Annotated in this window: 21 protein-coding genes; 11 read left to right on the forward strand and 10 right to left on the reverse strand. The window is 35.2% G+C overall.

Annotated features, from left to right (window positions below):
• The first annotated feature begins 66 nt into the window (after positions 1 to 66).
• Complete coding sequence (locus GXM16_RS00225) at positions 67 to 606, forward strand: 3-hydroxyanthranilate 3,4-dioxygenase (protein WP_163391581.1); 540 nt, start codon at positions 67 to 69, stop codon at positions 604 to 606.
• Between the two features lie 253 nt (positions 607 to 859).
• Here the strand turns inward: GXM16_RS00225 and GXM16_RS00230 are convergent, their stop codons facing one another.
• Positions 860 to 2,206: a serine hydrolase domain-containing protein gene (locus tag GXM16_RS00230; protein WP_163391583.1), complete on the reverse strand. Its 1,347-nt coding sequence runs from the start codon at positions 2,204 to 2,206 to the stop codon at positions 860 to 862.
• A gap of 222 nt (positions 2,207 to 2,428) precedes the next feature.
• Here GXM16_RS00230 and GXM16_RS00235 point away from each other — a divergent pair, with 222 nt between their 5' ends.
• From GXM16_RS00235 to GXM16_RS00260, 6 genes are all read left to right on the forward strand, one after another.
• Positions 2,429 to 3,643 carry an aminotransferase class V-fold PLP-dependent enzyme gene (locus GXM16_RS00235; RefSeq protein WP_163391585.1) on the forward strand — a complete coding sequence of 405 codons (1,215 nt, stop codon included), beginning with the start codon at positions 2,429 to 2,431 and terminating at the stop codon, positions 3,641 to 3,643.
• 12 nt (positions 3,644 to 3,655) lie between these two features.
• Positions 3,656 to 4,081, forward strand: a complete 426-nt coding sequence (locus GXM16_RS00240; RefSeq protein ID WP_163391587.1) for a hypothetical protein — start codon at positions 3,656 to 3,658, stop codon at positions 4,079 to 4,081.
• Between the two features lie 2 nt (positions 4,082 to 4,083).
• A complete protein-coding gene (locus tag GXM16_RS00245; protein WP_163391589.1) occupies positions 4,084 to 4,509 on the forward strand; it encodes a SufE family protein in 426 nt (141 codons plus the stop codon).
• A gap of 126 nt (positions 4,510 to 4,635) precedes the next feature.
• Positions 4,636 to 4,959: an SUF system Fe-S cluster assembly protein gene (locus GXM16_RS00250; protein WP_135221559.1), complete on the forward strand. Its 324-nt coding sequence runs from the start codon at positions 4,636 to 4,638 to the stop codon at positions 4,957 to 4,959.
• 78 nt (positions 4,960 to 5,037) lie between these two features.
• Positions 5,038 to 5,547, forward strand: coding sequence for a DUF2480 family protein (locus GXM16_RS00255; RefSeq protein WP_163391591.1), 510 nt, complete (start codon positions 5,038 to 5,040; stop codon positions 5,545 to 5,547).
• Between the two features lie 78 nt (positions 5,548 to 5,625).
• Positions 5,626 to 6,558, forward strand: coding sequence for a DUF3078 domain-containing protein (locus tag GXM16_RS00260; RefSeq protein WP_163391593.1), 933 nt, complete (start codon positions 5,626 to 5,628; stop codon positions 6,556 to 6,558).
• A gap of 266 nt (positions 6,559 to 6,824) precedes the next feature.
• Here GXM16_RS00260 and GXM16_RS00265 read toward each other — a convergent pair whose 3' ends face one another.
• The 3 genes from GXM16_RS00265 to GXM16_RS00275 all read right to left on the reverse strand — a co-directional run bounded on the left by GXM16_RS00265 (position 6,825) and on the right by GXM16_RS00275 (position 10,042).
• Entirely contained in the window at positions 6,825 to 7,154 is a 330-nt protein-coding gene (locus tag GXM16_RS00265; RefSeq protein ID WP_163391595.1) for a DUF4870 domain-containing protein, read from the reverse strand.
• 121 nt (positions 7,155 to 7,275) lie between these two features.
• The gene (locus tag GXM16_RS00270; protein ID WP_163391597.1) at positions 7,276 to 8,016 is read right to left on the reverse strand and encodes a LytR/AlgR family response regulator transcription factor; all 741 of its coding nucleotides are present in this window, start codon (positions 8,014 to 8,016) and stop codon (positions 7,276 to 7,278) included.
• Positions 8,017 to 8,020: 4 nt separating this feature from the next.
• A complete protein-coding gene (locus GXM16_RS00275) occupies positions 8,021 to 10,042 on the reverse strand; it encodes a sensor histidine kinase (protein WP_163391599.1) in 2,022 nt (673 codons plus the stop codon).
• Positions 10,043 to 10,277: 235 nt separating this feature from the next.
• Between GXM16_RS00275 and GXM16_RS00280 the strand changes: the two genes are divergently transcribed.
• From GXM16_RS00280 to GXM16_RS00295, 4 genes are read left to right on the forward strand one after another with little or no spacing between them, the layout of a single operon-like run.
• Positions 10,278 to 10,748 (forward strand): hypothetical protein, encoded by a 471-nt coding sequence (locus GXM16_RS00280; protein WP_163391601.1) that lies wholly within the window; start codon positions 10,278 to 10,280, stop codon positions 10,746 to 10,748.
• 2 nt (positions 10,749 to 10,750) lie between these two features.
• A complete protein-coding gene (locus tag GXM16_RS00285) occupies positions 10,751 to 11,218 on the forward strand; it encodes a hypothetical protein (RefSeq protein WP_163391603.1) in 468 nt (155 codons plus the stop codon).
• The gene (locus tag GXM16_RS00290) at positions 11,169 to 11,714 is read left to right on the forward strand and encodes a hypothetical protein (protein ID WP_163391605.1); all 546 of its coding nucleotides are present in this window, start codon (positions 11,169 to 11,171) and stop codon (positions 11,712 to 11,714) included. The genes GXM16_RS00285 and GXM16_RS00290 overlap by 50 nt, the downstream gene beginning before the upstream one ends.
• A gap of 4 nt (positions 11,715 to 11,718) precedes the next feature.
• Positions 11,719 to 12,261 carry a hypothetical protein gene (locus GXM16_RS00295; protein ID WP_163391607.1) on the forward strand — a complete coding sequence of 181 codons (543 nt, stop codon included), beginning with the start codon at positions 11,719 to 11,721 and terminating at the stop codon, positions 12,259 to 12,261.
• 77 nt (positions 12,262 to 12,338) lie between these two features.
• Here GXM16_RS00295 and hflX read toward each other — a convergent pair whose 3' ends face one another.
• From hflX to GXM16_RS00325, 6 genes are all read right to left on the reverse strand, one after another.
• Entirely contained in the window at positions 12,339 to 13,568 is a 1,230-nt protein-coding gene (gene hflX, locus GXM16_RS00300) for a GTPase HflX (RefSeq protein ID WP_163391609.1), read from the reverse strand.
• 162 nt (positions 13,569 to 13,730) lie between these two features.
• On the reverse strand, positions 13,731 to 14,594 hold the full coding sequence (locus GXM16_RS00305) for a hypothetical protein (protein ID WP_188726527.1): 864 nt from the start codon (positions 14,592 to 14,594) through the stop codon (positions 13,731 to 13,733).
• Between the two features lie 137 nt (positions 14,595 to 14,731).
• On the reverse strand, positions 14,732 to 16,081 hold the full coding sequence (locus tag GXM16_RS00310) for a DUF5689 domain-containing protein (protein ID WP_163391611.1): 1,350 nt from the start codon (positions 16,079 to 16,081) through the stop codon (positions 14,732 to 14,734).
• An 18-nt stretch (positions 16,082 to 16,099) separates the two neighbouring features.
• Positions 16,100 to 18,937, reverse strand: a complete 2,838-nt coding sequence (locus GXM16_RS00315; protein WP_163391613.1) for a carboxypeptidase-like regulatory domain-containing protein — start codon at positions 18,935 to 18,937, stop codon at positions 16,100 to 16,102.
• A gap of 303 nt (positions 18,938 to 19,240) precedes the next feature.
• Positions 19,241 to 20,458, reverse strand: a complete 1,218-nt coding sequence (locus GXM16_RS00320; RefSeq protein ID WP_163391615.1) for an MFS transporter — start codon at positions 20,456 to 20,458, stop codon at positions 19,241 to 19,243.
• 111 nt (positions 20,459 to 20,569) lie between these two features.
• The gene (locus GXM16_RS00325) at positions 20,570 to 21,133 is read right to left on the reverse strand and encodes a DUF4256 domain-containing protein (protein ID WP_163391617.1); all 564 of its coding nucleotides are present in this window, start codon (positions 21,131 to 21,133) and stop codon (positions 20,570 to 20,572) included.
• Between the last annotated feature and the right edge of the window lie 8 nt (positions 21,134 to 21,141).

The raw sequence follows: 21,141 nt of genomic DNA on the forward strand, positions 1-21,141 counted from the left end.
GTGCGTCTCTACAAATTTTCGTTACCTTAGCATCTCAGAAACTTAGCAACTCAGAACCTTTAAAAAATGGCTATAGCAAAACCTTTCAATCTGACAAAATGGATAGACGAAAACCGTCATTTACTAAAACCGCCCGTTGGAAATAAAAATTTATACGTAGAATCCGGTGATTATATTGTGATGATTGTAGCGGGTCCAAATGCCCGAAAAGACTATCATTACAATGAAACCGAAGAACTTTTTTACCAGTTGGAAGGCAATATAAAAGTAGTAATCCAGGAAGATGGCGAGCGCAAAGAAATGGTCCTGAATGCAGGTGATATGTATCTGAATCCTGCGAAAGTGCCGCATTCTCCGGTTCGTTCAGAGGGCTCTATTGGTTTGGTTATCGAAAGAAAACGTGCAGGATTAGGTTATACCGATGGTTTGCTTTGGCATTGCGACAGCTGTAATCATAAATTGTATGAAGTATTTTTTGAACTGCACAATATCGAAAAAGATTTTCTGCCGCATTTTGAGCATTTCTACAATTCAGAAGAGTTAAGAACCTGCGATAATTGCGGAACCGTTATGGAATCTGATCCGAGGTTTGTGGCTAAGAAATAATTTTCAATTATTATAGAATAAAGCCCGACAGTTTTTTTAAAAACTTGTTGGGCTTTTATTTTTTTAATTTCTTGACCTGAAAAGATTAAATAGAAAAGAAAAGAATCCAAACAGAATCATTCCAAACCCAATGAACAATAATAATTTTCCAAAAAATGGAATAATTCGAATTAATAAAGAAAAAGATAAGATTATAACAATCAAACCTCCAACTCCAATCAAAATTGATTTTAATAAATCTTTTAACATTAAATTACTTTTTGACACTATTAACAATCCCTTTCAAAAACCCATTAAAATCAAAAGCAGGATCTTCTTTCAGTCCCATTCTTACAATCACCATATCCTTTGACGGAATAATCGCCACCATTTGTCCCTGATAACCGTTGCAGTAAAACATGTCGCGAGGTGCATCCGGAAATTTTCCTCCGGCGTTTAGCCAGAATTGCGCTCCGTATTTTCCTTCAGAGGTGTTGGTTGGTATTGCGGTATATTTAACCCAGCTTTCATCGAGAATCTGCTCACCGTTCCAGTTGCCTTTGTTTAAATATAATAATCCAAATTTAGACCAGTCGCGTGCCGTCGCCCAGGCGTATGACGAACCTACAAAAGTACCGCTCATATCCTGTTCGACAATCATTGAACTCATTCCGATTTTATCGATTACTGCGCTATACCAGAAATCTAAGTATTCCTGTTGTGTTTTAAATTGTCTTTTTAGGATCAGGGATAATAAATTGGTCGTTCCGGAGGAATAATTCCAATGCGTGTTGGGTTTATACTGAGCCGGTTTATCCAACTGTACTTTGCCCATATCTTCGGCCTGAAAAAGCATTTTCGTAGCATCACAAATCGTATTGTAATTCTCTTCCCATTCCAGACCCGAATTCATGTGCAATAAATCATTGATGGTAATTTTTTTTCGTTCATCATTTTGCCATTCTGCTACCGGAGCAGGTTTGTAAATGTCTATTTTTCCCTGTTTTGCCAAAACTCCAAAAACCGAACTGGTTATGCTTTTTGTCATCGACCAGCCCAAAATCCGACTGTCTTTAGTAAAGCCGGTATCGTATTTTTCGGCAATTAGTTTATTTTTGTATAAAACGACTACGGCACGGGTTCTTTTTAATTTCCCACCCGATTTATCAAAAGCATTGTCAATTGTTTTTTGTAATTGGGTATAATCAATATTCGAAAAAACAGTGTCTTTGGGTTCTTTATTTCCGAAAGGAAAAGCTAAATTATTTTCTGTTCTTGTTCTTTTAGGAAGTAAATAAGGTTTCGAAACATCAAAATCATCGTTAATTAAAGTAACTCCTAAGCCTTCACGATAAATGGCTTTTCGTTCTTTCAATCCATAAACATTCGAAGTGGCAAATTTTCCTGCCTCATTAATAGTATTCGTTGCCAGATCAATAAGATTAATGTCATTGTCGGTTTTTTCGATTAATTCTTTCGAACGGTTATCCAAAAAATGCCCCGAAGCAATGCTTTTGGCTGAAAAGCCTGAAATCAGATCCAGCTTCGGATAAGTCGTAAATCCGAAATATAAAAGGATTAAAAGAAGAAGAACACCAAGTAATTTGAGGATTTTTTTCATATTTAGGTACAGCTGTTTTTTATGCAAGATAAATAATTTAAGGTCACGATTTAATACTTAATAAGGCTTTTAAATTCGGGAAATTCAGAAAATCAAATTAAAATTTGCAGAATCAATATTTCATCCCGGCTATTGATAGTGCCATAAAAGGAAATTATAGAATTGGCGGATAAAACAATTTAGTTTTAGTACTTTTGTACATAGAATTTTTCTAAATAAATTATGCTGGATATTCAAAAAATAAGAGCTGATTTTCCAATACTTTCCGAAAAAGTAAACGGAAAACCATTAATATATTTCGACAATGGTGCAACCTCGCAAAAACCACAGGTTGTTATTGATGCCGAAGCGAAATATTATCAGGAAATAAACGCCAATATTCACCGTGGGGTTCATACATTAAGTCAGTTAGCGACTGATGCTTATGAGATTTCGCGTGTAAAACTGCAACATCATATTAATGCCAAATTTTCTCATGAGGTACTTTTTACTTCGGGAACAACACACGGGATCAATTTAGTAGCCAATGGTTTTGCTTCTATTTTAAAACCGGGAGACGAAATTTTGGTTTCTTCTTTGGAACACCATAGCAATATTGTTCCGTGGCAAATGTTGTGTGAAAAAACAGGGGCTGTCTTAAAAGTGATTCCGATAAACGAAGAAGGAGAACTGATTATAAGCGAATACGAATCTTTATTATCTGAGAAAACTAAAATCGTTACGGTAAATCATATTTCGAATGCATTGGGCGTAATCAACCCTGTAAAGGAAATGATTGCCAAAGCTCATGCCGTTGGAGCTGCCGTTTTAATTGACGGCGCTCAGGCTGTTCCGCATTTAAAACCGGATGTTCAGGATTTGGATTGTGATTTTTACGCTTTTTCAGGACATAAAATGTGTGGACCAACCGGAACCGGAATTTTATACGGAAAAGAAGAATGGCTGAACAAACTTCCTCCGTATCAGGGAGGCGGCGAGATGATCAAGGAAGTAACTTTCGAAAAGACAACTTATGCCGACCTGCCTCATAAATTTGAAGCCGGAACTCCAAATATTGCTGGCGGAATCGTATTAGGAACCGCTGTTGATTATCTGAATGAAGTTGGTTTTGGAAATATTCAGCTACAGGAAAAAAAACTACTGGAACACGCCACAAAGCGATTGCTTGAAATTGAAGGTTTAAGAATTTACGGAAACGCAAAAAATAAAGCTTCAGTCGTTTCGTTTAATATTGACGGGATTCATCCGTATGATATCGGTTCAATCGTTGACAAATTAGGAATTGCAGTTCGTACGGGACATCACTGTGCGCAGCCTATCATGAATTTCTTCTGTATCCCGGGAACCATTAGAGCTTCGTTTTCTTTTTACAACACCAAAGAAGAAATTGATGCAATGGTTGAAGCTGTTAAAAAGGCAAAAATCATGTTAAGCTAAAAATTTCACTTTATGAGAATTGTATCTTTTTTATTCCTGACGATTTTTATGATGACAGGATGTTCAAGCCAGAAAAAAGCTGATATGGCATCGACAGTGATCGAATATTCAGCTATGTCGAGAGGTTATTTCAAAAAAATAGTGGTACAAAATCAAACGGTTTTAGTGACCAATGGAAGAGATGTTCAGGCCATAGAAAAGAAAATTGAAAAGGCAAATTGGGACAAAATTGTAACCGAATTTGAAAAGATAGATTTAGAAAAAATTTCAACACTAAAAGCACCAACCGAAAAACGTTTTTATGATGGTGCCGCAATTGGAAATTTAAAAATAACCCAAAATCAGAAAACTTACGAAACACCAGGTTTTGACAATGGTTTTCCTCCAAAGGAAATTGAAAAACTGGTCAATTTGCTGACTGACTTTGTTAAAGAATAATTATGACAATCAAAGAAATACAAGACGAAATAATAGACGAGTTTTCGATGTTTGATGACTGGATGCAGCGTTACGAATACATCATCGAATTAGGAAAAAGTCTTCCGTTAATCAATGAAGAATACAAAACCGATGATAATTTAATCAAAGGATGTCAGTCGAAAGTATGGCTTCAGGGAGAACAAAAAGACGATAAAATCGTGTTCACCGCAGACAGTGATGCAATTTTGACCAAAGGAATTATCGCCATTTTAATTCGCGCTTTCTCGAACCAAAAAGCAGAAGATATTATAAAAGCTGATACTGAATTTATAGACGAAATCGGATTAAAAGAACATTTATCAGCAACCCGTGCTAACGGTTTGGTTTCAATGATAAAAAACATCAAAATGTACGCTTTGGCTTTTGATGCTAAGAATAAAAATTAAAATTTTTTGAACCATATAAGTTCATATTAGAACATATAAGCTTTGTGTTTACTGGTCTTAACTAATAAAGTAAATATAAGATGATTTAAATGAACTTATATGGTGAAAAAGGAAAAAACAAATAAAATGGAACAAGAAATAGACACAAACGAATTAGGAGAATCAATTGTAAGAGTTTTAAAAGGCATTTACGATCCTGAGATTCCTGTAGATATTTACGAATTAGGACTGATTTACGACGTAATGGTAAATACGGATTACGAAGTAAAAATCCTGATGACTTTAACATCTCCAAACTGTCCGGTTGCCGAAAGTTTACCAAGAGAGGTGGAAGAAAAAGTAAAAACAATTGAAAACGTAAAAGATGTAGATGTTGAGATTACTTTTGATCCGCCATGGAGCAAAGATTTAATGAGCGAAGAAGCAAAATTAGAATTAGGAATGCTTTAAAAATAGTCATAAAGTTGAAAGTCATAAAGTCAAAAGTAAGACTTTACGACTTTCGACATTAGACTTTACGACTTCATTATGGAAGAAATTATCAATAAAGTTGCCAATAGCGCCTTAGAAGTTTTTGATTTAGAGGATTATTATCCAAAAGGGATGCGTGTGCAGATTGACATTTCGCAATGGCTTTTGGAAGGTTTTTTATTGAAAGAAAAAGACTTCAGGGAACACCTTAAAAATCACGACTGGTCACAATATCAGGATCAGTATGTTGCCGTACATTGCAGTACTGATGCTATTATTCCGGCTTGGGCATTAATATTAGTTTCAGTCCATTTGGCTCCATTTGCCAAAAAAACAGTCAATGGAACGATCGAAGATCTGGATGCCAGTTTGTATGAAGAAATTTTAAGCAAAATCGATTATTCTGTTTACAAAAGTAAACCCGTAATCGTAAAAGGCTGTTCCAGAAAACCGGTACCCATGCGTGCTTATATTTTGGCAACAACCTATTTACAGCCATTTGCCAGAAGCATAATGTACGGAGAGGCCTGTTCTGCGGTACCTTTATACAAAGAATCTAAGAAATAACTTCCTTTATTGCCCAATAAACTCTCGGGCTTTAGCGTTTTTAGTGTTATATTTGTTAATATACTAAACTAAACAACCATGAGAAAGATAGCTTTATTACTCTTTGTTTTAGCGAACTTTACATTTGTTCAGGCTCAAAATACCGAAAAAGAATTAATTCAGAATACCGAAAAAGCGGTAACAAAAATAAACGATACTATTGAAGGCGAAGGCTGGAAAACCAAAGGAAATCTTTCTTTATTATTAAATCAGTCGAGTTTTAATAACTGGATTGCAGGAGGCGAAGACAGTTTCTCAGGGACGTTAGGAATCAACTATGATTTCAATTATAAAAAAGATGACCTTACCTGGGACAACAAACTACTGGCTTCTTATGGTTTATTGCAGACCAAAAATGCAGACTTTGAAAAAAAGACAGACGACCGCTTCGAGTTTAATTCTATAGTAGGTAAAAGGGCTTTCGGGCAATGGTACTACTCTTACTTCGTAAATTTCAGAACACAGTTTACAACCGGCTATATCTACGGTCAGGATGCAAACGGAAAAGAAATCAGGACAGAAAATACTAAATTTATGTCTCCGGGATATTTTACAACCGGTCCCGGTATCTATTGGACAAAAGATGCCAATCTAAAAATCAATTTCGCACCATTAACCTCAAAATTCACTTTTGTAGATAGTGCTTACACTTCAGGAATTGGGTATGTTGACGGTGATTATTTTGGTGTCGATCAGGGCAAAAGCATGCGATACGAATTGGGTTTTTATGCTTCAGTATATTACAAACTGGCGATCATGACCAATGTAACAGCAGAAAATACATTGAATCTTTACTCCAATTATTTAGAAGATCCTCAAAATGTTGATATGGATTACTCGCTAAATATCATTATGAAAGTAAACAAATATCTGTCGGCAAACTTTTCATTCCAGGCTATTTATGATGATAACGCTTTCCGCGGATTCCAAACCAGACAAGTTTTTGGTCTTGGAATTAATTTCGGATTCTAATCAAAATGAGGAGCAGTACAATTGGTTTTATAAGAGCATGATCTCCCGCCATTCGCTATATCTTTACTTGCCATAAAGGAGGCAAGCAAAGGATGCCGCTGCTGTCGGGGCTAATTAAGAAAAATCGGCTTCTTATAAAAAAATTAAAACTGTTTTTGCAATAAAAAGAAAGATTCCCAACCACTCCTAGCCTGAAAACCAAGATTGTTGAGAATCATTTTCTACTTCCAAAAATAAAAACGTCAGCTAAAAAAGATAATCTGATATTAGTCTATAAAACCAAATTTATCTTCAAAAATTTTTCCAATCACCGGAATTGGTTTCTTCTGTTCGTTGGCAGCGTTGATGATGCCGAAAATCCACAAGATAAAAATGGCATAACCAATATAACTTAGGAAATACAATGAAGTCACTGTTGTAATAACCACAGAAAGAATAATGTTTACAGCAAGAGAAACTAAAAAGATTCCGAAGCCTTGTTTCAGATGGTAGGTTACCAAATCGCTTTTTGGTGTTAAATCTTTACTTTTTACAAAAGCTACGATCCAGCCAATAATAGTGACGTAGCTTAAGATAGATAGGGTTTTTCTGTTCATCGTTATAGTTATTTACTGCATCAAAAATAGCTGTAACTACTGTAGGTCAAAACCCCGGCTTTGTTTTCTGCTGTTTCCGGTTGGTATTTAGTTTCTTTAAGCCGGTATTGTGTATTTAGCACTAAATTTCATCTTTCATCAGTTTAAAAAATTGTTCTTTTTTTCCTCTTGAAATAGGTACAAAAGATTTATCATTCATCTGTACCATGCCTTCACGCGAATAACTCACAATACAATTTATGTTTATCAAATGCGACTGATGAATCCTGAAAAAAGCCGGTGGTTCCAGTAGATCTTCATAATTTTTTAAGGGTTTTGAAACCATAATTTTTCTGCCATCCGAAAGGAAAAAAGTCGTGTAAGATCCAGAAGTTTCACATCTTATAATTTGCTCCAGCTTTACTACATACATCGCTTCCTGTGTTGGTAGAATGATTCGGTCAGGGGTTTTAGAAAGATTGATCTGTAATTCGCTCAGCTGTTGTTTTTCCAGAACCCTTTCCTGTAAAATTGCAATACGGTCTATAGCCGTTTTCAGTTCTTCAGGATCTATGGGTTTCAAAAGATAATCAATGGCGCTGTATTTAAAAGCATTGATGGCATGCTGTTCATATGCAGTTGTAAAAATCAGGTGAAACGAATTAAAGGTAATCTGCTGCAGCACATCAAAACCGGTTCCGTCTTTCAGCATGATGTCCATAAAAACCAGATCCGGTTTAAGGCGGTCGATTAGTTTCACAGCTTCGGATACACTTTCGGCGTAAGCGACAACCTGAATTTCATCAGGGGCTGTCATTTCGAGCATTATAGATAAAGCCTCCCTGAGTCGCTGTTCATCTTCAATAATAATAGTTTTATACATTTTATTATAGTATTGGAATATTTAAAATAACGATGCAGCCTGGTCCTTCCTCTTGATCGCGCTCACGGACTTCAAAACCGGCATACGGATTTTCCTTCTGCATTTTGCTTAACCTTTCATCTGTAATTTTGGTCGACAAAGATTCGTGATTGTCTTTTAGTTTTAATGTTCGGGAAGCTGCCAGACCGATTCCGTTATCTTTAATTGTGCAGATCAGGTTTTTTTCATCTGTGTGCTGTGTAAAATTAATGGTGATCAATCCTTTAATTTCTTTTACCTGAGGTTTCAGTCCATGTTCAACTGCATTTTCTATAAAAGGCTGAATCAATAATGGCGGAATAAGAATATCGGTTTCTACTGTTTCATCACATTCAATGAGATATTCAAAACCATTATTGAGGCGCAGTTGCTGGAGCTCGATATAATTTTTCAAAGTACTGATTTCTTCCTCAAGGGAAATGGTTTCTTTGCGCGATTGTTCTAAAACCTGACGCGTGAGTTTGGCAAATTTATTCAGATAGGAAACCGCAGGAAGTGTATCTTTTTGAAGAATCATACTTTGAATATTTCCTAAAGCATTAAAAATAAAATGCGGATCCATCTGAGAACGCAGCAACCTTCTTTCCATTGCAAGTCGGGCCGAGAGGTTCTCTATCGTTTCTTTTTCCATCAGCTGTACTTTAAGTTCGGTATTGGCCTGTTCCTGTTTCAGGAAATCTTCTCGGTTTTGGTAATAACGTTGACGATAATAATACGAACGAAACATAAACACCAGCCCAATCAGTAAAACACCGGCAATTCCGTAGCCTAGAAGTTTATTTTTTTGTACCAGCTCGTTTTCAAGTTCCAGTTGTTTGATGCGTTCCAGCTTTTTAGTAGATTCATATCGTACATCGGCATTTTGCAATACTTTTTGAGCCGATTCATCATATTTTAATTCATTGTATTTGACGTATTCTGCATCATAATTAAAATAAGCTTCAAAATCTTTTCGTTTCGCCGCAACATCTTTGAGGGAATTATAAAAAGTAGCCAAAAGGTAATTATCCGTATATGGAAGGCTTTTTTGGTATTTTATTCCCTCAATAAACAGCAGTTCAGCTTTGGCATAATCGCCTTTTTCGGTAAAATAAAATCCCTGCAGGCCAATGGCACTTCGGTAAATGATTCTGATATTGTATTGTTTGGCTATAGCGGTTGCTTTTTCCAGATTTTTCAAAAACGATTTTTCATCAATAGGTTTCTGTCCTTTCGAATAAAGATCGGCGAGATTGATATACGCAATCCCAATGTTGCTTTTACTTACTATGGAACCCGAATGTTTTTCAGCAAGATTAACCGTTTCCTTAAAAAAACTTACGGCCTTTTGCCATTCAGCGGTGTTTTCAGTTTTCAGATTATCGGTTAGATAACTTCCAAAGGCAAGGCGGGCATGCAGGATACTTTCGGCATCACCGGCTTTGGCGGCATGGTATAAAGCTTCCTGGGCATATTTTTTGACTTTAGTGGGTGATGTCGGAGAAAACAGGTACGAGATATCCGAAGCAATTTTAGAACACTGATCATGTGCTGCTGCTTGTGCAAAAAGCTTATAAGAAGCCAGAAGGTATTGTATGGCCTGTGGTTTTTCGTCAATATAGGATTTCAGCGTTCCCATGGCGAGAAATGCGTAAGCCTTCGGTCGTATCTTATTGGTTTTGTCTGATAAATAATAAGCGCTGTCGGCATAATGCGAAAAATCTTTTAAATGCAGTAGTCTTCTTTGGGTTAAAGCCAGATACGAATAGCAAATAATTTTGTCATCTATACTGTTTTTCTTTTTTGCCTGTTCTAGTGCCAGCTGTTGCATTTTTTTGCAGGAAGCAGTATCAGAGAAACGTTTAGAATATCCATAAGCTGCCAGATTCTCTGTAGCAGAAGCTTTTTGCGCATGGACTGAAATTCCTAAGAACAGAAAAAGCAAAAGGAAAAAAGTGCGTTTTAAATGGACGTTTTTTAAAGGCAAAAATATAAGACTGTAGTGCATAGAAACGATATTATTGAGGGAAAGTACAAATTGTATGATTACTGACCAAACATTTTCAGGCTTAAAAAACGATGTGTAAATCGCGTCCTGAATTGCTGTGAAACCTTTGTTTTACTGATATCTCCATATCCTAACCAAATAAAAATCTAAAGATACCATTTACCAATTCCGAATTGTCATAAGCTTTTCTATATAGTAATCTTGTTATAAATAATTATTTTAAAGAACCTAAATTATGAATAAGAAAAAGTTTACATTAATACTAATTGTTTTTTGTTTTTTGACGGGATTAAGTTATGGACAACAGACAGAAGATAAACGTGTCAAAATCGAAATCACAGTAAAAGATGGCAATAAAACAATTGTTGCTCCGGTTCGGTCTGCTACATTTTCTTTTACAACTTCAACAAATAATGTTACAACTACTGATGGAACTGAAAAAAAAGAGCAGACCAGGAATTATTATTTTTCTATAGATTTTGAGAGGCAGAATGTAGCTTTGTTAAAAGCTTTTATGAGCAATAAAAATGGTCTCGACGGACATATTACAATGATAGATTCTTATGGAAAAATGCCTTCCAGAAAATTAGAATTTACAAAAGCAAACATAGATTCCTTAAGCGATCAATTGACTGCGGATTATACCAGCTCGTATATGTCAATAGTTTGTGCTACATTGATTATTGATGGAGTAAAAGTTGAATAACTATGGAAGCATTACAAAAATTCACAAAAAATGGGAACCAGTATGTCATGAAAAGACAATACGGTTTTGGTCTTATTGTAGTTTTCGGAATGGCAGCATTTGCTTTTGCCGGTGTATTGATCAAAAACACAGCGATGATCTGGATTTTTGGAATTTTGACCGTTTTATGCCTGATTTCGGTTTTTATAAATCACGTGGTAATTGACATGGGTCAAAGAGAAATCCTAATCAAAAACGCATTGATTATTCCGCCGGTCCGGATTCCGCTGAGTGATTTTGTCAATTTTGAAGTAGTAAGAACTACTCAGTATTTCGTTACCATAAATGTTTCGCTGAATCTGTATTATATGAAGAACGGAAAAGAGCAGTGCAGTGGCATAGCGCAGGGATTTACAGCCAGATCGATGCAAAATTTACTTAATGAAATTCAGGAAATCACTAATGCCGATGAACATTCAGGAAAAATATAATATCGAAGAAACATTGAATATCTTTTCTTTATGTCCCAAAAAACCATCGCTTGCTATGTCTAAATGGTTTTTGGCGGGTATCGTTGCAGGTATTTTGATTTTAGTATTTTTTGATCATCGTCTCGATGAAGCAATGCGATGGGCAATTTATATCGTAATGGGTTATTTTGTCCTGCATAGTGTATATGACATACAAATAGGAAGTAAAATACGTTATACTTTTGATGCCAAAGAAAATGCAGTTTTCAGGAGCAGTCCATTGCGGGCTAAAAGAAAAATATTGAAACTCGAACAAATTGTAATTTTTGTACACTCTGAAATGGGAAGCTGGTATTATGCAGTGGGAGCAAAAAAGAGTCAGTTTATAAAAAGTTACATTATCAGTGAAAGCTTTAGTTCCGGCAAAAAAAGCGAATCAAATCAGGAAGCTTATGAACATTTTGTTTTGGCAAAAATTGACAAATTATTGAATTCAGTTACAAATCCTAATCTGTAATACTATGAAACTTAAAATTATTTCACTTTTATTTTTGTTGACAATTTTCTCTTCGTGTAATCTGCTCAATGACAGTCCGGATCAGGTCTTTCAGGTGATTGGTCTGAATGCGAATAAAATTCCCAGAAGTTTTGAACAGGTATTCAAAGAACTGCGTCAACATAAGGCAAACGGAAACTTGCAGGTTCCAACAGCGGATAATAAATCGATGCGTCCGAGCACGTGCGTGGAGTCTGTAAAATACTGGTACGGAAATACATTCAAGGAAGATATAAAAAAAATCAAAAAATTAAAGGTTGAGGAAGAAGCCAAACCTATCGTCACTGCCGCCTTAGATTTATTTCAATATGCTGATGATATTCAAAAAACAGATTTTACAATAATCGCTAAAATGATTGATGAAGGAAAGAGCGACGAAGAAATAGATACTGCAAGCAGAAAACTCGACGATACCAAAGGTGTTTTGCTGGATAAAAAATATGAAAGCGTTATGAAGCTTTTATTGCCTTACGCAGATAAAAATGGTGTTGAATATAAGACGTTTTAATTTTTGATAGCCACAAAAAAATCCCTTTTGATTATTTTAAAAAGGGATTAGTTTTATATACAAATTTCAGAAGATTTTTATTCCTCTTCTTTCTCAATAGCATCTTTATAATCCGGATACAGAAATTTATTATAAGGAAATCTGGTAATATGAATCTGGCGGACTGCTTCGTACACTATTTCTCTAAACTCCTCAAAATTCTCCTTTTGAGTTGCCGAAATAAATAACGCTTTATCCTCACCAACATTACTCATCCAGGTTTGTTTCCATTCCTCAAGCGTGTAATGTTTTCTGGTTTTTTCTGTAATCAAATCATCTTCATCTATCGTCAGATGTTTGTAAGCATCAATTTTATTAAAAACCATAATCGTTGGTTTGTCATTACTTTTGATTTCCAGCAAGGTCTGATTTACAGATTCAATATGATCTTCAAAATCCGGATGCGAAATATCTACAACATGCAACAATAAATCGGCTTCGCGAACTTCATCAAGTGTGCTTTTAAAAGAATCTACCAGTTGTGTTGGCAGTTTCCGAATAAAACCTACGGTATCTGAAAGCAGGAAAGGCAGATTTTTAATCACCACTTTTCTAACTGTTGTATCTAAAGTTGCAAATAATTTATTTTCAACAAAAACATCACTTTTTCCAATCGCATTCATCAAAGTCGATTTTCCCACATTCGTATAACCAACTAAGGCAACACGTACCATTGCACCGCGATTGCTGCGCTGGATGCTCATTTGTTTATCAATTGTTTTGATTTTGTCTTTTAGTAACGAAATACGGTCGCGAACGATACGTCTGTCCGTTTCAATCTCTGTCTCTCCCGGACCACGCATCCCGATACCTCCTTTTTGACGCTCAAGGTGTGTCCATAAACCTGAAAGTCTTGGCAGTAAATATTGGCATTGTGCCAGCTCTACCTGAGTTCTTGCATAGGAAGTTTCGGCTCTTTGCGCAAAAATATCCAGAATCAAATTGGTTCTGTCAAGGATTTTGCAGTCAATAATTCGTGAAATATTTTTTTGCTGTGAAGGCGTTAATTCATCATCAAAAATGACAGTCGATATGGCGTTTTCTTTTACAAAAAGATTGATTTCATCAATTTTTCCGGTACCCACAAAAGTTTTCGGGTTTGGACGTTCCATTTTTTGCGAAAAACGTTTAATTACTTCTCCGCCGGCGGTAAAAGTTAAAAACTCTAATTCGTCCAGATATTCCTGTAGTTTCTCTTCGCTTTGATTTTGAGTCACAATACCAACAATGGCTGTTCTTTCAAAATTTATTACTTCTTTTTCTAACATAGCTTTGAATAAGCTGCAAATTTAATGATTTGTAAATAGAATACTTATAGAATTTAGTTTTTAAGTTCTATTTAAGAAATTGTTATAGTGTGTAAAAAATAAAAACCATTTAGAAATTTACTTTTTCTAAATGGTTTTAAAGTATATCAGAAAATAGGGTTTTTATTCGTAAATAAAAGTTTTCTCCGTTTTTACAATTCCGTTTTCCTCAATTTGAGAACAGGATATCGGGAAATTCAGTTTGTTGTATTTGTACTTCCTGCTTACAGCAACTAAAGCTGTTGAAGTAGGGCTAAAGTTAACTTCGTTATTATAAGATATGGCTTCGAAGCTGAACTCATTTTCATGGTACGAAATCATGGGTACAATGACTTTGTAATTATCACCAAATAAGTTCTGAACGATTAACTGATCTACAGATTTTTTATCATCAAAAGTATATGTTTTAGATATTTTATCTCCCACCAGACCTTTGTGTTTGGATACGTTATCATTCACATACACATATTCAATTTTACCAATAATAGCTTTGTTTCTGTCGCGTGAAGTGCGTCTGACAATAATACCGTTTTCAACAATATATTCGATGTCTTCAAGAACATTCTGATGGTTGGTACTTTTCTTTGTGATAGCTTTTATTCTCGCTCCGTCATAATTAAAAGTTACCGTTTTGGTGATGTAATCATTACCTTCATGATACTTATTTACAAATTTGATAATATTATTATCTGCGTTGTAATAGTAATTGACAACTTCTTTCCAGTCGCTTCCAATTTTATCTTTCACGGTCATATCCAGTAATCCATTTTTGTTATAAAAGAATTTCTGAATCACATCTGAGGTAGTGATGGTCTCTATTTTTCCATCTTTAAAAACAACTGTTTTGTTTACAATTTCACCGTCTTTAGAATTTTGATAATTTGTTTTTACGATGTTAATTTGTTTAAGTTTCACAGGAGCGTCCTGACTGTGCAGCAAACCGGTAGAAACCATTGCAAGAATGGTAAGCAAGTAGATTTTTTTCATAAGAAGTTTTAATTTGGGATGACCAAAATACAAAATTCTATTAAATTTTAACAATCAAAAAACTTAAAAACATACTAATTAGATTTTTATTACAATTAATTACTGTAAATCATAGGTTTATATTGTTTTTTGTAAACTTATTTTTCTCCAAACAATTTCACATCATCAACCATAAATGCACCATTAAGCGTTTTGTCTTTTCCTGATCCGATGTATTTAAATGCAATATTGATATTTCCGGAATAAGCTGATAAATCAATCCCTCCCGAACTAATAAACTGACGAATAGGTGTAGAAAGTGATGCTACTTTTGCATTTAATTTTATCCAGTTGGCTTTGGTTACGTTTGATCCGTCAAAATTAGTTGAGATATAAACTTCTAAAGTGTTCAAAGGCGAATCAACTTTTAAATCGTGTTGTGCACTCCTGAAAGACAATACTGTGTTTTTATAGTCAGTTAAATTAATTTTTGGAGTAACCAGCCAGGCAATATTTTGCGCGGCTGTGGTGCTTGTAGTGTTAAACTCTGCATAACCGTTTCCGGCAGAAACCATAGTCCGCCATAATTTTGACGCTTTTTCTACGATATTGCTCCAACCTGGTAATGCAAAATTGATATTGTTTGTGACCGTTTGAAAATCTTCTGTAAAAAAAGGGACATTACTTTTTCTATCCATTACAACATCTTTTTCTGAACGAACCATTAACTGATAATCGGAGCCATATTTGGTTAAAATTCCACGTACTTTTCCGCTTCCCCCCGGAACTAAATGGGTAGAAAAATCGGCAAAACTACTGGTACGGAAAATAATCTGATTTCCGGATTTGTCTCTTAAACCCCAATTGGTAGAGCCTCCAACGTTATTAGCTTCTTCAAAATAATGACGGCCAATAGCGGCTTCCAAAAACTGCACATCTGATAATTCTATAAGTGTGTTTAGTTTACTGTCGACCAAAGCCTCTTCAATACTAATGGAATTTACTAATTTATCTTCATCAAGAATTGTGCACGAAGCATTTAGTATATTCTTATAATCATTTTGGGAAATTCGTCCCACTGATGCAGCACCTGAATTGCCTTCGTACAAACTTCCAATCCGCATTCCGCCATAAAATAAATCGGTAAACTGATCTTTTAATTTGATGTACACTTTATTTCCGACACGGTAATCAATGTAAGTATTTGTTGCATCCACAGCAACACTGAAGCCTACTGCTGGTTTAGTTTCTGTCGCCAAAGTCTGAAGATACAGGATTTTAAAAAAGTTTCCATTTTCGTCGCTTGAAACTACGTATGCTTCAATCACATCATCGTAAACATATTTTGTTGCGGTAATTGTTGCCGTTTTTAACACATCTTCAACGGTTCTGTTTACTTTTAAATCTGGCTGTGTGCATTCTAATTTTGGAATAGCAACATCTTCATTGCAATTGCAAAAAAGAAATAGAAATAATATTGAGATGAGTTTTTTATAGTTGTTTTTCATTTAAAAAAGTTTTTTAAATTATAAAGTGATTGTGAGGTTTACAAAATAAGTTCTTCCATATCCGTAAAAATACTTCGGTCCAAAAGAAGGGGTTCCGCTGGAAACATCCTGATTCATTTCCCTGAAATTTGAATTTCTGGCCTGTTCAAATCCGCCGGTTTTATACTTAAAATCAAGTACATTATTGATACTGGCAAAAAGTCCGATTGTTGTCTTATAAATTCGCCAGGATTTTCCGCCGGTCATATTTAAGAGCGATACCGGGTTTAATTTTTCCTGTTCAAGCAGCATTTTGGCCCGTTCTTCTGAAGCTTCCGGAAAATTGAAACCGCTGGCCGGATTGATATAAAACCGGGAGGTTCTTGTAATTGGAGAAACATCGATATAGCGGTCTGTGATATAATTAATATTCGCAGAAACCCACCAGAATTTAGGATCATGATACTCTATTCCGAATGAAAATGCCTGCTGTGGTATTCCGGATTGCTTGTAATTTTTGAGCAATGATTCTCCAAAATCAAAAGTTGTTTCTGTATCAGTGATAGCTGCATTCGCATCATTGGTAATCACAACATTTGGGTTGCTGTTATAAGTATAGCTTCCGTAAGCGGCGGAGAAAATACTTTTGAGAGTGGATGAAACCTGATATTCCAGACTTAACTCAGCACCAATATTTTTTTTATCTAAATTAGTCAGGGTCTGACTGACAAAGGCATCCGTATTGTCGTAGCCGGCTCCATCGTCAAAAATCCCTTCGGCATAAAAAAAAGATGTTTTTGTGACGTTTTTTATCAATGCATAATAACCGGAAATACGCATCTTAAGTTTTGGGGAATGATAAACATAATTGAAATCAGCATTGCTTAGAGTTTCATTTTCGATTCCGTTTACAATTGAATTGTTTAGCCTTGAATTAGAAAAAGTATTTCGGAGGGAAGGTGCTTTGGTAAGATGCATTCCATTAAAAAACAACCATTGCTTTCCCGAAATTTTATAAGTTAATCCGCCTTTAAATCCGAAATTTTCAAAATTTATTTTTTGGCTTTTGCCGAATGAATTGATAGGATAAATGCCGTTTTGATATAAACCTTCTCTCTGGTATTTTGAAGTAGAAAAAGAATTCCCCAGGTAAAAATCAACTTTTCTATATACAAACCTGAATTGTGTAAAAGCTTCAGCTGTTGTGGCATAAAAGTTAAAATTGTAGCCATAAGTATCGCCAGCTTTAACCTGCCGATCCGGATTTCTCAAATCAGATTGAGACTGATTTCCTTTGTAAAATGAATCAATATCTTTAAAGTATTCACCACCCAATAAATCCAGAAGATGCTGAAAATTATGTGATTTTAGATTTTTAAAAAGGATGCCTCCGCTAAAAAAAATATTTTCTGAAAGCTGCGTGTTAAAATTTGAATTCAAAGCCAAAGTTTTATCATCGGTTCTGTCTTCATACAGCACAAAGTGACTTTTTGAAGGTTCGTACCCTGTAATGATTCCCTCAGAATTAGTTACAGGTCTTTGGTTGGCTCTGTACATTGAATCCCAATTCATTTGCGAATTTTGTAAAAAAAATGTTTTGCTTATTGCTGCATTTTCATAGTCAGGAGTAAATTCTCCTGAAAATTCTCCATCGTCAGCCGCATAAAGCGAACTGAAATAACTCGGCAACTTTCTGTAATAAGTCGGGTCAGGACTGTCTGAATCTTGAAAATCAATATTGCTATTACCGATTTTTCCAAACTGATACATAATTGCTGATGTGAGGTTAGTACGGTCATTAATTTTAAAATAGTGATTGAACATCACCAACGGCTCATCTACATTTTTTACTCTTGCATTTCGTTTTTCACCGTTTTGATATCCCCAATACGAATTGTATTTCTCCGATTTCAGTTCTGTTACTTCATTTGTATTCGGAGAATTTTTTCCTCGGGAATTTGGGGTGTAAAATCCGGTAAAGTTTAAGGAATGTTTTGAGTTTAATTTTTTTTCGACACTTATAAAAAAAGAGTTTGCATCATAATTTGTTCCTTCAAAATAACCTTCGTCTGCCCAGCGTTTTCCAACCGAAAAAACATAAGCCCAGCCTGATGCTTTCATTCCGGAAGCATAAGTAATCATTGTTCTCCAGTTGTAATTGGTATTGCTTCCCGAGAAAGATATTCGGCTTCCTTTTCTGTAAGCAGATGCCTGTGTAAAAATTTGCTGGGTTCCCAAAATTCCTCCGAAAGTATAATCAGAAGGAGCGGGACCTATTGTAAACTCCTGATTTCTGAGCACATCATTCAGTCCTCCCCAATTATTCCATTGTGGTCTGTCGTCATAAATTTTATTCATTTTCATACCGTTCAGCATCATGGTTGCGTTTTCACTGTCTAATCCGCGGACACTAAATCTGGCTTGCCCCCAATTGAAAGCTGCGGCCTGTAAAAAAGCATCTCTCGAAGATTGTAAAAGGCTTGAAGTCGTCTCTGATAAGCTGTTGTCTTCATTTAAATCACTTTCTAAAAGTGAAATAATAGTAGTCTGGAGATTTTCGATTTGGTCTTCTTCTAATAATAAGATGCCGAGATTTACTTTTTGACCAAAATTAGAATTTACTTTCAGGAGTAAATCTTTGTAGCCCTGACTGTGTATTAAAAGTAATTGCTCACCGGACAAAGCAGAATGCAATTCAAAAGTCCCATCTTTTTGGGTCAGGTGCATCAAAGCAGAATTTTGAATACTAACGATTGCATTTTCTAAAGGATTCTGCGTTTTAGAATCAATAACCAGCCCTGAAAAAATAGTTTCTTTTTGGGCAGAAGCAATTTTAAAAATAAAAAGGAGTATAAGAACGAATGATTTTTTGTGCATGTAAACCGTATTTATTAAAAAAACCCTCTTCTTTTTACAAGAAAAGGGTGTAAATCTTTTTTGACTGAAACTTTTGAATTTCAGAAAATTTCAGTCAAAAAAATCAAATTGAGTTTGGAAATGTATATGTTTGAAAATGTGAGAATTAGTGGTATTAGATTTTCCAAACAATAATGACTTTAAATTAAAAGTGTGAATTATATTACAAAGATAGTGTAAAAAAAGATTTTATTTCTTTTTTCTTGTTAAAAAAATTACAAATCTTGGAAATCATCTGTTTAGTAAATTACTATATGATTTAGTTTATTCTGATACTTTTATTTTAGAAACCATAAAAGCAATCAAAACGCCAAATACTCCGATAAAGGCAAAAGAAAACTGAAGTCCAAAAGTTTCTGCAATATATCCAATAATGGGAGGTCCCATCAGAAATCCAAGAAAGCTTACACTTGAAACAATGGTTAAGGCTTCTCCGGCAGAAACAGTCGGATTTTTACCTGCAAGGCTGTAAACAGTTGGTACGATAGTTGAAACGCCCAGACCAACAATCATAAAAGCAATTGTGCTGGGGATAATGTATGGAAAAAAAACAGCGGTGAAAAGGCCAAGAGAAATCATACAGCCGCTAATTTGCATCACGCGTTTTCGGCCAAATTTATTATTCATGGCATCTCCGATAAAGCGTCCGCTGGCCATCATAATCATAAATGAAGTGTACCCTAAAATTACCAAAGCGCCGGGAGCTTTTACAATATCTTTAAAATAAATACCACTCCAGTCAAACATTACGCCTTCGCTTGCCATACTGCAAAAGCCAATTATACCCAGCCATAATAAAGAAGTATCGGGTTTGGTAAATAATTTTTTGCTTTCTTTTTTGGGTTTAATTTTTTCTTTGGCCTTAACTAAAAATTTAAAATTAAAAACAATCATTACTATCACAACAGCACCTACAATTAAGAAATGCTGATAAGGACTTAAATGAAGTGAGAGCATTCCCAAACCAACTAAAGCACCGGTGAATCCTGCAAAACTCCACATGCCGTGAAAAGAAGACATAATATTTTTTTTAAAAAGTACTTCTGTATAAACACCCTGCGTATTCACAGCGATGTTGGCTAAATTTCCGAATATGCCAAAAGTGAATAATCCCAGGGAAAGCTGAAGTGCACTTGCAGCAAGACCTAAATTGGTCAGACTGAAAATATACATAATTAAAGAGAAAATCAAAATGCGGTGACTTCCAAATTTGGTAACCATTTTGCCCGAGAAAGGCATGATGATTAATTGACCAACCGGTAACGCAAAAAGTACTGAACCTAATTCTCCTTCGCTTAGATGTAATGCGGTTTTAATATCAGGTATTCTGCTGGCCCAGGTTGCAAAACTTAAACCCATACCAAAATAAAACATCCCAACAGCAAAACGAATTCTGTTCAGATAAGAAGCTTTTGCCTCACGATAAACTTTTTTAATTTTCCCTTTGGTCTGGAATAAAGCTAATGGATTGAAATCTATCACAGAAATGCATTTTAAATTTGTATATACAAAGGTATAGAATTCCTATTTTAAACATTGAAAACGATAAATTGTTTATTAAATATACAACGTTATTGTTTATAAATTGTGAATTTAAACCCTTAATACTCCCCGAAAACCTCTTGCCGCATAATAAGACTGAGCACCATTGTGGTAAACGAAAACCGTATTATAACGAAAATCGGCAAAAAGGGCGCCTCCAAGTTTTCTAATTTCTGAAGGGGTTTTTATCCAGCTCGACGTTTTTTCGTCAAATTTACCAAGCTGTAGTAATTCCCGGTATTGTTCTTCATTTAGTAGTTCAATGCCCATAGCAGCAGCCATGTCAATAGCATTATTTTCAGGTTTGTGCTCCTTTCTTGATTCCTGAGCTTCGTAATCAAAACAAACACTTCTTCTTCCTTTAGGGCTTTCTGCAGAACAGTCATAAAAAATGTATTCGTTTGTTTTTTCATCGAAAGAGACAACATCCGGTTCTCCTCCGGTTTTTTCCATTTCATTGAGAGACCACAGCTTCTCAGGATTGGATTCCAGTTTTATTTGAAGTTTTTCCCAATCAGGCTCCTTATGACGATTTTTGTTCTTCTCAAAACGGTTTTTTAGGATTTTAAGCAGCTGCTCACTTTCTTCCGGTAACAATTCTTTTTTGTTTTTCATGACAGATA

The organism is Flavobacterium limi (assembly GCF_010645075.1).
Lineage (GTDB): Bacteria > Bacteroidota > Bacteroidia > Flavobacteriales > Flavobacteriaceae > Flavobacterium > Flavobacterium limi.